17 protein-coding genes are annotated in these 12,849 nt (G+C 68.3%); 5 read left to right on the top strand and 12 right to left on the bottom strand.

All coding sequences use genetic code 11. From position 1 onward, the window contains the following. Positions 1–155: 155 nt before the first annotated feature. From ABW137_RS23310 to ABW137_RS23335, 6 genes are all read right to left on the bottom strand, one after another. On the bottom strand, positions 156–791 hold the full coding sequence (locus ABW137_RS23310; RefSeq protein ID WP_526403823.1) for an SAM-dependent methyltransferase: 636 nt from the start codon (positions 789–791) through the stop codon (positions 156–158). Further along, entirely contained in the window at positions 788–1,558 is a 771-nt protein-coding gene (locus ABW137_RS23315) for a PIG-L deacetylase family protein (protein WP_526403824.1), read from the bottom strand. Before ABW137_RS23315 ends, ABW137_RS23310 begins: the two co-directional genes overlap by 4 nt. Next, on the bottom strand, positions 1,555–2,496 hold the full coding sequence (locus ABW137_RS23320) for an acyl-CoA dehydrogenase family protein (protein ID WP_526403825.1): 942 nt from the start codon (positions 2,494–2,496) through the stop codon (positions 1,555–1,557). Before ABW137_RS23320 ends, ABW137_RS23315 begins: the two co-directional genes overlap by 4 nt. Then, positions 2,493–3,215, bottom strand: a complete 723-nt coding sequence (locus ABW137_RS23325; RefSeq protein ID WP_526403826.1) for a glycosyltransferase family 2 protein — start codon at positions 3,213–3,215, stop codon at positions 2,493–2,495. Before ABW137_RS23325 ends, ABW137_RS23320 begins: the two co-directional genes overlap by 4 nt. 193 nt (positions 3,216–3,408) lie before the next feature. Continuing rightward, positions 3,409–3,684 (bottom strand): hypothetical protein, encoded by a 276-nt coding sequence (locus tag ABW137_RS23330; protein WP_526403836.1) that lies wholly within the window; start codon positions 3,682–3,684, stop codon positions 3,409–3,411. A gap of 99 nt (positions 3,685–3,783) precedes the next feature. Beyond that, positions 3,784–4,338, bottom strand: a complete 555-nt coding sequence (locus tag ABW137_RS23335) for a type 1 glutamine amidotransferase domain-containing protein (protein ID WP_526403827.1) — start codon at positions 4,336–4,338, stop codon at positions 3,784–3,786. A 150-nt stretch (positions 4,339–4,488) separates the two neighbouring features. Here ABW137_RS23335 and ABW137_RS23340 point away from each other — a divergent pair, with 150 nt between their 5' ends. Both ABW137_RS23340 and ABW137_RS23345 read left to right on the top strand, forming a co-directional pair. Beyond that, the gene (locus ABW137_RS23340) at positions 4,489–4,845 is read left to right on the top strand and encodes a hypothetical protein (RefSeq protein WP_526403828.1); all 357 of its coding nucleotides are present in this window, start codon (positions 4,489–4,491) and stop codon (positions 4,843–4,845) included. 82 nt (positions 4,846–4,927) lie between these two features. Then, positions 4,928–5,614, top strand: a complete 687-nt coding sequence (locus tag ABW137_RS23345; protein WP_526403829.1) for an HAD family hydrolase — start codon at positions 4,928–4,930, stop codon at positions 5,612–5,614. 30 nt (positions 5,615–5,644) lie between these two features. Here the strand turns inward: ABW137_RS23345 and ABW137_RS23350 are convergent, their stop codons facing one another. The 5 genes from ABW137_RS23350 to ABW137_RS23370 are packed head-to-tail and all read right to left on the bottom strand — an operon-like array spanning position 5,645 to position 10,176. After that, a complete protein-coding gene (locus ABW137_RS23350; RefSeq protein ID WP_526403837.1) occupies positions 5,645–7,861 on the bottom strand; it encodes a SpoIIE family protein phosphatase in 2,217 nt (738 codons plus the stop codon). Next, positions 7,858–8,481: a SpoIIE family protein phosphatase gene (locus ABW137_RS23355; protein WP_526403838.1), complete on the bottom strand. Its 624-nt coding sequence runs from the start codon at positions 8,479–8,481 to the stop codon at positions 7,858–7,860. Before ABW137_RS23355 ends, ABW137_RS23350 begins: the two co-directional genes overlap by 4 nt. Before the next feature lie 8 nt (positions 8,482–8,489). After that, on the bottom strand, positions 8,490–8,906 hold the full coding sequence (locus ABW137_RS23360; RefSeq protein ID WP_526403830.1) for an anti-sigma regulatory factor: 417 nt from the start codon (positions 8,904–8,906) through the stop codon (positions 8,490–8,492). Further along, positions 8,896–9,288 (bottom strand): STAS domain-containing protein, encoded by a 393-nt coding sequence (locus tag ABW137_RS23365; RefSeq protein WP_526403831.1) that lies wholly within the window; start codon positions 9,286–9,288, stop codon positions 8,896–8,898. Before ABW137_RS23365 ends, ABW137_RS23360 begins: the two co-directional genes overlap by 11 nt. A 27-nt stretch (positions 9,289–9,315) precedes the next feature. Further along, positions 9,316–10,176 (bottom strand): STAS domain-containing protein, encoded by an 861-nt coding sequence (locus ABW137_RS23370; protein WP_526403832.1) that lies wholly within the window; start codon positions 10,174–10,176, stop codon positions 9,316–9,318. 193 nt (positions 10,177–10,369) lie between these two features. Here ABW137_RS23370 and ABW137_RS23375 point away from each other — a divergent pair, with 193 nt between their 5' ends. After that, on the top strand, positions 10,370–10,723 hold the full coding sequence (locus tag ABW137_RS23375; protein ID WP_526403833.1) for an STAS domain-containing protein: 354 nt from the start codon (positions 10,370–10,372) through the stop codon (positions 10,721–10,723). A gap of 16 nt (positions 10,724–10,739) precedes the next feature. Here the strand turns inward: ABW137_RS23375 and ABW137_RS23380 are convergent, their stop codons facing one another. After that, a complete protein-coding gene (locus tag ABW137_RS23380; RefSeq protein WP_526403834.1) occupies positions 10,740–10,982 on the bottom strand; it encodes a hypothetical protein in 243 nt (80 codons plus the stop codon). 273 nt (positions 10,983–11,255) lie between these two features. Between ABW137_RS23380 and ABW137_RS23385 the strand changes: the two genes are divergently transcribed. Both ABW137_RS23385 and ABW137_RS23390 read left to right on the top strand, forming a co-directional pair. Beyond that, the gene (locus tag ABW137_RS23385; protein WP_526403839.1) at positions 11,256–12,422 is read left to right on the top strand and encodes a PP2C family protein-serine/threonine phosphatase; all 1,167 of its coding nucleotides are present in this window, start codon (positions 11,256–11,258) and stop codon (positions 12,420–12,422) included. Beyond that, positions 12,419–12,849: CHASE3 domain-containing protein (locus ABW137_RS23390; RefSeq protein WP_526403835.1), on the top strand; the 431-nt coding region annotated here is incomplete at its 3' end. The genes ABW137_RS23385 and ABW137_RS23390, both read left to right, overlap by 4 nt.

Below are 12,849 nucleotides of genomic sequence, written 5' to 3' on the forward strand. Positions count from 1 at the left end.
AACGTCAACTGGGTCGTGATCACGGGCGCCGAAGTCGACAGGGTCCTGCACATCTGCGATCCCGACGGTGGCCTGCCCGTCGCCGACAGCCTGGAAGAAGCGATGGCGTCGGTGGCTCGGCCGCCGCGCAACCACCTCAAGCTGGTGTCGCGCAGCTAGCCCGGCGCCCCAGGAACACCCGTCTGCGTGGCGACCGACTGCGCCGATCCCTTCGTCAGCACGTCGATCACCACGTCGGCGTCGACGTAGCGTCCCAACCCGACCAGACCCGGGGTCGCCAGGATGAGCTCATTCGCCTCGTCGCCGGACAGCGGATAGTCGTCGACCCGGTGCCGCCAATGCGCCGCGATCACCGTTGCCCCGTCGGCCAGCCGAGAACACTCGCGATCGAGCACCTCTCGCAGGGTCTCGGCGTGCAGGTAATAGGCCACCTCGGAGAGGACCACCAGGTCGAACGGTCCGGCAGGCCAGGCATCGTCCAGCGACGCCCTTCGCAACGTCGCGCGGTCGAGGCGTCCGCAGCTTTGAAGCCTGTCACCCGTCGCCCGCAGAGCGACGTCCGCGACGTCGATGGAGGTGACGTGGTCGCAGCGCTCGGTGAGCTTCTCGGTCAGCACGCCGACAGAGCACCCCGCCTCGAAGGCGTGCAGATAGCGCTGGCTCGGCAACATCGCCACGGTGATTGCGTACTTGCGTTCCTCATACCAGCGTTCCCCGAGCCGCCACGGATCGCTGGTGGCCTCGTAGATGTCGGCGAAGTACTGGTCCGACAGCCGCCGCTCTTGGCTCACGTGAGGAACACCGCCTCGCCTACCGCGAACAGCCGTTGCAGGACGAACGGCGGGAGCACCACGTCCATGCCTGGCTCGAAGGGGGTGAACTGAGTCTCGAATGCGCCGGTGGCGCGACGCTTGCGTGCGGTGCTGGCGGCGTCGTGCGGCGCCATCGCCATCCGGTCCCACGGCACGTCGGGGTCGTCGGGCCACGCCCAGTGCCACATCCAGAGGGGAAACTCCATCAACCTGGCCCCCGCCTGGTCCACCGCAGCGGCCGCGCTCCGTCCCACCGCCTCGTGGTCGGGATGGCCGTCCCCACGCCACGTCGTCGCGCACCAGGTGCCCCGCGGCGCCGCCGCCAGCCTGTCGGCGAGGATGCCGGTCAGCTCGTCTTCGTGGGCCGAGAGATCCCCGTCGGGCAGCCCGAGACAGATCGGCTCACCGAGGCCGAGAATGCCGGTGGCCCGCCGTAGTTCGGCCCTGCGGTCGCGCTCAAGCCACGTCCGTTCCAGCCGGGACAGCCCGGGGACTTCCCCACCCCCGTCGCTGACGGCCACGACGGTGACGTCGACGCCGCGCCTCCGGAGCGCCGACGCCGTCGCGCCGAAGCCGAGCGTCTCGTCGTCCGGATGGGGAGCGACGACGATCAGCGCGGGGCAGTCGGTCAGGTCGAGAGTTGGGAACTTCCGGCCCCACGCCCGCCATTCGGCCACCGTGGTTCCGCCTTCGTCGATCGGGCGTGCGGCGAACCGCCACCCGTTGCCAGAGGTCGTCATGGTCAACGGGCTGCCGCCTTTCCCAATGCTGCGAGATCCCGCTCGGCGTGGCTTTGACGGACGTAGACCGTGAGGTCGGCGACGCGCTGAGCATGAGCGGCGTCGGAAACCAGCGGGCCGGGGCCGAGTGCGCGACCGGTGCGGGTGATGGCCTCGTCGACCGCGTTCTCGATGACGGCGCGCACGCGGCGCGCAATCAGCTCGGCGCGGTCGCCGTGCGGTTCGGCGTCGACGTAACAAGCCGCCGAGACCAGCATGGCCTCGGCGGCGGCGAGGGCCGCGTCGACGGCGCCGAGGTGGGCCTGGGCGTGCACGTCGACCACGGCGCGCTCGTGTTCGTTGGCCACGGCGCGGTACAGAGGCGCAGCCACCCCGCGGGCACCGCCGAGCCAGCAGGCAGCCACGCCCATCGCGCCGTGCCAGAAGCCGGGGCGGGCGAGGTAGTCGCCGGGCCGTCCGACGAGGGTGCCGACGGCGTCGGTGAGTCGCACCGAGCGGGTGTCACAGTCGTGCATGCCGACGTTGTGCCAGGCGTCCGCCAATGGCGTCACCCCTGGCTGACTCAGGTCGACGGCGTAGAGCCCTCGCCCGTTGTCCTCACGTCGGGCCGTGACGAGGGCGTGGGTGCAGATCCCCGCACCGGAGCACCACGCCTTGGTGCCGTCGAGCAGCGCCAGGGCGCCGTCGTCGCGAACGGTGACGACGGCCTGCGGCGCTTCCGCCGCCCACACCCCCCACAGCTCACCGGCCGCAGGTGTCGGCCCATCCAGTTCGGCCAGGATTGCCAGGGCGTCGGCATGCGCCTCGGCGAGCCGGCCCGCCACGACGTCGTTCTCGGTGAGCGCGGCCAGTTTCCACCACCGCGACGCCGTGCGACCAGATCCCGGCAACGGCAGGTTCAATTCGCCCGCCTCCAGCCAGCGTCGAACCAGCGCCGCCGTCACGCGGCACCTCCACGGCGGCCGACCGACCGCAGATGAGCGGCGAAGCCGCGCGGTGCCCGGCCCTGTTGCCGCGCCGAGGTCACGACGGACAAGTCCGGGTCGCGGTGGATCCGGAGTCCGTGTTCCTCGAAGCGCCGAACCAGATCGACGTCCTCACCGGTGGCCAGTGTCGCGAATCCGCCGACCTTCCAATAGGACTCGGCTCGGAATCCCATGTTCGCGCCGTGCACGTGGCCATGCCCACCTCCGCGGCGGTGCGACTTCGCCCGGTAGGCGGCCAGGTATCGGCGCACCGCAGCGGTGGAGAAGTGGCGCCAGTTGGTCACCCGGACGACGCCGAGAACCATGTCGGCCTCGGCGGCGGTCTGGCGCACCAGCCAGTCGGCGTCGACGCGACTGTCCGCGTCGGTGGTGGCGTACCAGATCCGCGACTCGTCGGATGCGCCCACCTCGTCGAAGCCGCTCAGTCGACGCGCGTAGGCAAACCCTGCCGCGCGCGTCGCTCCGACGTTCTTCGCGTCGACCTCGACGAAGTGCACGTCGTCGCCGAATCGTCCTGCCAGGGAAGCGCTTTCGTCCGTACACGCATCCAGCACCACGACGACCAGCACCGGCACCGACAGGCACGCCCCCGCGGTCAGAATCGCCTTGACGCAGCGTGGGAGATGGGCCGCCTCATCGTGGGCCGGGACGACCACCACCGCCCGCTCGAATGTCACCGTGCGTCGCTAGCTGGTGGCCGGCTGAGCGGCGGACCGGGGACGGGCCATCGCACACCTGGCCCCGTTCAGCGTCGTCACGCCGCCACGGTGACGCGGAGTGCGCGCATGATCGACGGGAGCTGCGGAGTCGTCGCCCATCACCCAGGTCCTTTCAGCTTTGCTCGCGGCACGTTGTAACGATTGCCCGGACCTAGAGGTGCGGGGCCTCCTTGATGGTGCTGTTCTCAGTACCTGCCGTCTGGCAGAAGGTCTGGACCGAGAGCTTCGTACCGGTGATCTCCAATTGAGATGCGTCCGTCCCCTTCTCGTCCTTGAGCATCTTGGATACGGCAGCCTGCTTGTCCTGATCGTTCGCCGACAGGTAGTCCTTGCACTCCGTGTCGCCACCTTCGGCCTTCGCGCCGCACCCGGTCAGGAGTGCCCCAGACGCCAAGCCCGCCGCCACGATGCTCGTCATCACCTTCATGCGCTTCACGGACATAACCTCCTGGAGAGTTGCTGTGACCGCCATGGTCCCCCTGCGTGTGCCCCGCCGACTCAGCACCGAAACCTGAGACGCCTCCCGCTAGGACTTGCCGAACTGCTCGACGACGGTTGCACAGAACGCGTCCAGATCGTCGGGCGAACGGCTGCTGATCAGGTTGCCGTCGACGACCACCTCCTGGTCGACCACGGTCGCACCCGCGTTGCGCAGGTCGGTGCGCAGGCTTGGATACGACGTCAGGGTCCGCCCGGAGACGACACCCGCCTCGACGAGAGTCCAGGGTGCGTGGCAGATGACCCCGACGGGCTTGCCCGACTGCACGAATTCGCGAACGAAGGCCACGGCCGACTCGTCGAGCCGGAGCTTGTCGGCGTTGACGGTGCCGCCCGGAATCAGCAGAGCGTCGAACTCGCCGACGGTCGCATCGGCGACCTCCCGGTCGACCGCGAAGTCGCCTGCGGGCTCGAGGTCGTGGTCGCGGGCATCGATGGTCCCCGACTGCAACGAAAGGAGCTCGACGTCACCGCCTGCGTCGCGGACCGCCGCGCGTGGCTCTTCCAACTCGCGTCGCTCGACGCCGTCGGTCGCCAGGATCGCGATGCGCTTGCCGTCCAAGGTCTTGCCGTCGTTGGTCATGGTGCTGCCCTTTCCTGGTGTCCATCGCACTCGTTGCCTCGCGTTCACCGCTGGGCGGGTCCGTCAAACCCCTTGACCGTTTTGGACTACGAGCCAGGGGTAACCCCTCTCGGTAAGCACATTCGCTCACTGACGAAGGCAGGTATTGACATGACTGCGAAGTCGGCCCACGACGTCGAACAGGCCTCCGAGCGGTCCAGCGGTCACGGCGGACGGCCGGGACTCAACTGGCTGCTGGCCCTGCTGACCATTCCGGGCGCCGCGGCAGTGGTTGGATACGCCTACCTGCAGGTGCTTGGCACGGCGGCGTGTACCCCGGCGGCGTGCGCAGGCATCGGCCCTTCGGAGACCGTGTTCGGACTGATCACGTACGGAACGCCGGTCGTTGCGGTTGCCGCCGTTGTCCTCTCGTTCGTCACGGCGAAGCGGCGCAATGGATGGATCGTTCCGGCGGTGGCGTGGGCGGTCATTGCGGTCGCCGCGATCACGCTGCTAGTGACCTTCTGATCGTTCTGGGCGGATCGTTGCGGGCGGATCGTGCCGGGCGACGTGTTCGTTTCGACTCATCCCGCGCGGGAATGCGGGGAGCATGTCCGCACCCGCAGTGTTGTTCGACATCGACGGAACGCTGGTCGACTCCAACTACCTCCACGTCCACGCGTGGCAACGCGCCTTCGACCACGGCGGCGTTGAGGTGGAGGCGTGGCGCATCCACCATGGGATCGGGATGGATGGGTCCTCGCTTCTGGCCGCGCTGATCCCGGACGCTTCAGAGGACACGCTCGACCATGTCAAGGAGCTGCACTCCCGGTTCTATCGGGAGACCAACGGCTTGTTGAAGCCCCTTCCAGGGGCCCTCGACCTGATCGACGCCGTCGCGGCGATGGGCCTGCAGGTCATTCTGGCCACCTCGGCACCCGAGGACGAATTGGAGGTGCTGCGCAAGGTTCTGGGTAGGGACGACGTCGTCTCGGCGATCACGTCGTCCGAGGACGTGGAGACCGCGAAGCCCGAGCCCGACATCGTCGAGGTGGCGCTGGACCGCGCACACGTTCCTGCGCAGCGGGCCGTGTTCGTGGGCGACACGATCTGGGACGTCAAGGCGGCGGCGCGCGCAGGCGTCCAGTGCATCGGCGTGGAGAGCGGCGGCATCGACCGCAGGCTGTTGACGGACGAGGGCGCCGCCGCAACCTATCGCAATCCACGGGATCTGCTCGATCACGTCGACGACTCGCCGATCGGACTTCTGGCCAACGCGGAGCACGCCTCGCCGTAGTCCCAGTTCAGTCCCAGCCCAGTCCCAGTCTCAGCCGAGCTCGAAGTTCATGGTGACGACGGTTCCGGTCGACGTGCCGTCGAGGGTGACGTCGCCGCTGACGGCACGCATGAGTGGCACGCCACGCCCTCGTACCCTCGGATTGGCATCCGGCAACTTCCACGAGCCGAAATCGGTTACCCGGATGCAGATTCCACGGCCCTTGGCTTCGGCATGCACCAACATCTTGCCGGCGTCGGTACGCCGGTAGCCGTGCTCGATGCTGTTGGTGCACGCTTCGTTGACGACGAGGACGATGTCGGCGGCCAACACGTCGGGGATGCCCGTGGCCGTGAGCCATCTGCTGAGCTGACCCCTGATGTCGCTCAGCTGATCCGGCGTGGCCAGCACCTCGATTTGCAGCGGGGCCGGAGGACGCCGGTAGACGACGATGGCGACGTCGTCGTCGAATCCGCCTGCGGGAGCCAGCCGCATCAGCACGGCGTCGGCGACGGCTTCCGCCGACGATGAGATCAGCTCGGTCAACACCTCACCCACCCGGTGAATTCCGTTGTCGATCAAGTCTTCTCGTCGCTCGACGAGGCCATCGGTGTACAGCATCAGGGTCGACCCGGGCGGGAGCACGGTCGTCGCCTGCGGCCTGCGGTTGGCCCGCTGGACGGCCAACGGCACCGACGTGGCCTCGGTCAGCGTCTCCGCCGCGGCACCGGGTGCGGCGAGCAACGCGGGAATGTGTCCTGCACTGCTGTAAGTCATCTCGCCCGTGTCGGTGTCGACGGTGCAGACGAAGACGGTGGTGCAGAACGCGCCAGCGATCAGCGTCGCCGCGGAGTCCAGTTCTTCGAGCAACTTGGCTGGCGCGACTCCGTTGATCAGCAGCACCCTGGCCGAACTGCGGAGCTGCCCCATCACCGCCGCAGCGGCGAGTCCACTGCCGACACAGTCCCCGACGACGATCCCGATGTGGTCGTCACCGATCGCCAGGACGTCGTACCAGTCCCCGCCGATCTCCAGCGGCGACACGGCAGGCTCGTAGCGGACCGCAAAGCCGATGGGCGGTTTGGTGGTAGGCATCATGGTGCGTTGCAGGGTGAGCGAGGCCTCCCTGGCGGCCTCGAATTGCCTGACGTGCTGCACGGCCAAACTGAGGTGGCCCACCAGCGCCGTGATGAGCAACCCATCGTCCTCGCCGACGGCGCGCGGTTCGCGATGCTCCAACCACAGCGCCGTGTCCCCTGCCCCAGAAAGCACCGTCATCAACCCCCGCCAGGGTCCCGCCGGGCCCGCCGTCCCGATGGCTCGCACCGACAGCGGTGCCCAACCGCGCGCCTCGACGAACTGGTCCCGCAGGAACGGGTCGAGGTCCCGCCACGTCGCGGGCGCGACGTCCTCGGGGCCACCAGCGACCTGCACCTCTGGATCGGCACCCGACTTCGCCCACATGACGGCGACCACCCGGTGCAGGTCGATGGCCGCCCGGGTTTCTTCGAGGAGGATGTCGAGCACCTCGGCGACGCTGGTCGCGATCCCCACCGCCGTGGCGAGGCGGGACACGGCACTCTCGCGGGCGGCCGATGCCCGCGCGGCGGTCACGTCGCGGATCGTGCCGACGTAGGCATCGGTCTCGTCGCCGTCGTCGGCGGTGACCGAGTTGATGCTGACCACCACCCAGGTGATGCGGCCGTCCCGGTGCTTGATCGCCGTCTCGGAGTGAATGGAGCCGCTCTTGACGAGACGGTCCAGTCGGTGCGCCGCCTCCTCCTCGTCGAGTAGCCACGGGTAGGGCCATTCGTAGGGCAGACCGTCGGCCCCGCAGCCGGTGATGGCGGCGAAGGCCTCGTTGACCTCGACGACCGTGCCCCGCCGGTCGACGACGAAGAAACCCTCCTGCAGCGAGTTCACCAGGGCGGTGCGGAACGCGTCGCGATCCTCGAGGTCGTCGGCGCGGGCGCGCTGCTGTTCGTAGCGCTTGGTGCCGTCCAGGAATCCGCGGGTGGCGATGTCGAACGTGGCCAGTGTTTGGAGCAGAAACTGCAGGGCGGCGGTGCGGATGGCCGAATCGGTCGCCACCGTCGTCTTCTCGACGAGCCGGAAGTGTCCTTCGACGATCTCCAAGATGCTCCGTTGGTCGGCGAGCGCCCAGCGGCCAAGCTCGTGACCGGAGGCGAGACTCGCCTCGCCACCCTCGCTCAGATACTGCTGCAGGGCTGCTGCGTACCTCTCACCGAAGTCCTCATCTGCCATCAGGTGGCGCCTCGGTGGCGAGCCACGAGTACCAGGGCGTCATCGATCACCCGCGTGTGTTCCCCCAGAATGCGATTTGCAATCGCTTTTGCCGAAGCGGCGAAGTCGACGGCGTCCAGATGGTTGTCGGCTACGCCGTCGCTGGCGACGACGAGGAGGTGGCCGGGCCGCATCTCGAGCGGTTCCGGCGTCGGGATCGGCGGCAGCCGAAAACCGACGATGCCGCTGGTGAGCCGGGCGAACGCACTGTTGGCCACCCCGTTCGCCGCCCGGGAAACCCGGGCGGCGGTGACGTTGCCGACCCCAAGCCACTGCAGCGAATCCCGCTCGAAGTCGATGCACGCCAACGTCATTGCGGCGCCGCGGGTGTCGGCCAGTTCGCGGTGGCAGGCGTCGACCAACGCCGGGAGGGTCAGCGCGGGTTGCCCGGCGATGACCTGGGCCGCCCGCTGGGCCGCCGACGCCGCGGCCGGGCCGTGGCCCAGACCGTCGATGACCCCGAAGAGGGCCGCCCGGCCGCCGAGGTCGACGGCGATCGCCTCGTCGCCGGAGGTGTCCTCCCCCGGCATCGGGCGGCCGGCGACCGCCCACTCGATGGGCCCGAACCGGCCCGCCTCCGTCACCTCACGCGTCACTGGTCGGGTGTCCACTTCCACATCTCGATCGTGGTGCCGCGGCCGGGCACCGAATCGACGATGAGCCGATCCATGAGCCTGCGCGCGCCCGGCAGCCCGAGGCCCAGCCCGCGCCCCGTCGAGTAGCCCTCCTCCAGTGCACGGTCGACGTCGAGGATTCCCGGCCCTTCGTCGTCGGCCCGCACGACGAGCGCGCGGCGCCCCTCACGTTCCCGCACGCTCACCCGGATGGCGCCGCGGCCGGCGTAACTGGTGATGTTCCTGGCGATCTCGGAGATCGCCGTGGCGATCATGGTGACGTCGGTCAGGGAGAAGCCGAGTTCACGGGCGAGGTGATGACCCGCTTGGCGTGCGGTCACGATGTCATCGGACGTCGTCACGTCAACGACGAGGTCCGGGAGGTCAGTCGGCACCGTCTCGCCCGTTCGTCGGTTTCCTCGGCGTGGGCGGTTTGGGGTTCAGCAGCGCCAGCCCCTCCTCCAGGTCGAGCGCGGTGTGCATGCCATCGAAGACCAGCCCGAGTTGCACCATCGCGAAGGCCACCTCGGGCTGCAGTCCCACGATCACCGTGTCGGCGCCCCGCAGCCGGGTCATGTGGGCGATCGTGCGAAGGGACCGCGCCGCATAGGAATCCATGACGTCGATGGCCGTGACGTCGACGATGATGCCGTGTGCCCGGAACCGGCTCACCTGTTCCATCAAGTCCTGGCGGAGCCGCTCGGTGTCGGAGTCGGTCAGGGCGGCCTGGACCGTTGCGATCAGGATGGTGCCCTGTTTGAGGATGGGTACTGGCATCAGAGTCCGTAGCTGTGCGGGATCGGCCTATTCGCCGGCGCGGGTGACCTCGTAGCCGAGGAGGCGTTCGGCCTCCTCGATGCCTCCCTGCAGGTCGCCGACGGCGTTCATCTTGGACAGGTCGAGACCGATCGTGACCAGGGTCAGCGCGATGTCCGACGACAGCCCGGTGATGATCACGTTGGCGCCCATCAGGCCTGACGCGTCGACCGTCTGGACCAGATGGTTGGCCACCGTGGAGTCGATGGTCGGCACGCCGGTGATGTCGATGACGACCACCTTGGCGCGGTTGGCCCGAATCGCGCGAAGCAACTGCTCGGTCAGCTGACGGGCGCGGGGGCTGTCGAGGACGCCGATGATCGGCAGGATCAGGAGCTGCTCGCGGACCTGCAAAACCGGGGTCGACAGTTCGCGAATGGCCTCCTGCTGCTGCCGGATGATGCGTTCACGCTCCTGGACGAAGCTGACGCCGACGGTGTTGGCGATGCGATTGGCCGCGGGCTCGTAGGCATCGAGGACGCGGTTGAGCAGGTCGAAGTCGGTCTGGTACTTCTCGAAAAGGGACCGGGCCAGGACGTCGCGCAGCAGCAGCACGATGCCGAGCACCTCGTCGGTCTCCACGCCGCGGGGAATGATGCGTTCGGAGAGGTCTCTCGCGTAGGCCTGAAGGGCCTCGACGCTGCCCGTCTCAAGTACCTCGACGTAGTTGTCGTAAACCGCCGTTGCCTCGGAGAACAACTCCTCGGGAGTCATCGCCGTCAGCAGTTCCGCCTCGGTGATGCGGCGGGCCCACTCTTCGCGCAGCGCGGTCCGGTTGTATCGCAGGTGCTTGACCAACTGGGGAAGTAGACCCTCGACCGAGTTGTCCGTCACCAGATCGTCTGCCATGTGCTCTCCCGCTGACGCCCGCGCCCCTCGGCGGATCACTGATCTTGACATTAGCCTGATGGGTGACGTGTTAGCCGCTAACTCGTTTGATGTCCGAACAGACGAACACGGGCATTAGGCTCATCGTGTCTCGCCGCGAGGCGAGGGACGACGTGCAAGCGATCAGCGACGTGCAAACAGGGAGGGATGGCCGTTGTCGGCAGCCGATGCGATCTCGACCTCGGTCGAGCGTCGGGACGGGGTCATCATCCTCAGCGTGGACGGCGTGGTCGACCTGGCCACCTCGCCCCCACTGGAGCACCTGATCGGCGAATTGCTCGATGAGGGTCCGACAGCGCTGATCATGGACCTCACGGAGGTGTCGTTCCTGGCCTCGGTGGGCCTGCGGATACTGGCCGAGACCCACGAAAGGGTCGGCGGGACGGGCAAGTTCGCGGTCGTGGCGACCGGACCCGTCACCGCGCGACCCATTCAGCTCACCAAACTCGACGAGTTCCTCGCGCTGTTCGCGACCGTCGACGACGCCGTGGTCGGCCTGGCAGGCTGAGCGACGCGGTGCCGGGTCACAACAGGCAGTCGATCCCCCGCGCGCCTGCCGGGTTCAGCACGGGAAACCCCCGCAACGGGCTGCCCTTGCACAGGGTCAGCGGCAGATTCGCCGAGCCGCCCGATGGTGCGGACTGCACCGCGGGAATGGTCTCGCCTGCCGGGGGCACGGACGGTAAGGCACCCGCGGCGCCGGTGAGGCCGAGCGCGCCTGCCAGGAGTGCGCCCACGGTGGCGGTGGTGGTGATGAGCGACTTCATGCCGGGCTCCTTGGTCGGTGATCTGCGATTCGTTCGCCCGATCGGTTGATGCCTTCAGCATCCGATGTCCGCGACGCGGGCACTTGGAGGCCTCGTGGAGATCGCGTGGAGATTCCCGGCCGATTCGCGGGCATCGGTGCTCGTTCGGTGACGTCATCCCGGTACTGTCGGTTGACTGTCGAGCAGGGGCAGTGCGGCGGCATTGGCGACTCTCGAAGGGCGTACTTGGAGATGGAAACCCTGCACGGCCCGGATCCGACGGCGGGCGTGGGCATGGGCGGACGGAATCGACCGTTGACGCTGTTGTTGGTCGAGGATGATCGCGGCGACGCGTTGCTCGTCGAAGAGCTCGTCGCCGACGCGGACATCGACATCCAGTTGGCGTGGGCACCTTCGATGGCCGACGCGGAGCGGGCGTTGGTCCACACGCTCCCCGACTGCGTGCTGCTGGATCTGAATCTGCCCGACGCCAACGGAATCGCGGCCCTCGAGCACGTCGCCGCGGCGAATCCCAACATTCCCATCGTCGTGTTGACCGGACTCAACGACGAGCACTTCGGCGTCTCGGCGCTGGCGTCGGGCGCCCAGGACTATCTGGTGAAGGGGCGCGTCGAAGCCGAAGTGCTCCGGCGCGCACTGCTCTACGCGATCGAACGCAAGCGCGCCGAGATCACGTCCGTCGACCTGCACTCCAGCCGACTGAGGGCCGAGGAGAACGCCCGCCTCGAACGCGGCCTGCTGCCGTCCCCGCTGCTACTCGACGACCCCGGCGTCGACATTATCGCCCGGTACCGTCCAAGCCGCGAGAACGCCCTCCTCGGCGGGGACTTCTACGACTTCGTCCAGACCCCCGACCGATCCGTGCACGTCATGGTCGGCGACGTCTCCGGTCACGGACCGCACGAGGCCGCGCTCGGTGTGGCACTGCGAATCGGCTGGCGGGCACTGACATTCGCGGGTCTTCGAGGAAGCGAACGCATGCGGCAGCTCGAGCGGCTCCTGCGCGCCGAGAGACCAGGCAAGGGCATCTTCGCGACAGTCATCAGCATTGCCCTGCACCCCGACGACCTCAGCTTCACCGCGGTCCGGGCTGGCCATCCCGGGATTCTGGTGCACGGTTCGCAATCGGTGGACTGGCTCGAGCCACCCGTTGGACCCGCCCTCGGCCTCGGCGGCACCGACTGGCCCGTGAGTGAATTCGAATTGCCTGCGGGCCACGGCCTGTTGTTGTTGACCGACGGCCTATTCGAGGGACATTCTGGGCGCGGCAACGAACGTCTCGGCGAGGATGGCCTTCTCGATCTGGCCAGGTCGTATGCGAGCCTGCCGGGTGAGGCCTTCGTCGAGGCCCTCATCGACGGAGCCGAGCAGCGCGCGGGGTTGCACGGCGGCCTGTCCGATGACATCGCGGCCGTGCGAGTCGAGCGGACACCGCGTTGACCACCACCGAAACTCGCGTGGCCCCCGAGGTAACCGAGCCGACGAGCAACTCGCCGCTCACGGTCGCGGGCTGGCAGACTCTGGTGCTGGCCATCGTGGGCGTCGTGGTGCTCGCGGGCGCCATCGCGGGGACACTACTGCTGAACCGCTACGACCAGGTGTCTCATCAGCTGATCGACGAAGTGCAGCCCTCACGGTCGGCGGCCTACCGTCTGCAGGCCGCGCTGCGGGACCAGGAGACCGCCATCCGCGGCTACGTCATTTCCGCGGATCCACAGTTCCTCACTCCGTACTACGAAGGGCAGACCGCCGAAGCCACTGCAGCCAACGACATCCGGGACCGGGCAGGCAATCGCTCCGACTTGGTCGCCGACGTCGACGCCATCGAGCGGGCGGCGGACTCCTGGCGGTCGTCGTTCGCCGAGCC

This window comes from Mycobacterium sp., assembly GCF_040509115.1.
Lineage (GTDB): Bacteria > Actinomycetota > Actinomycetes > Mycobacteriales > Mycobacteriaceae > Mycobacterium.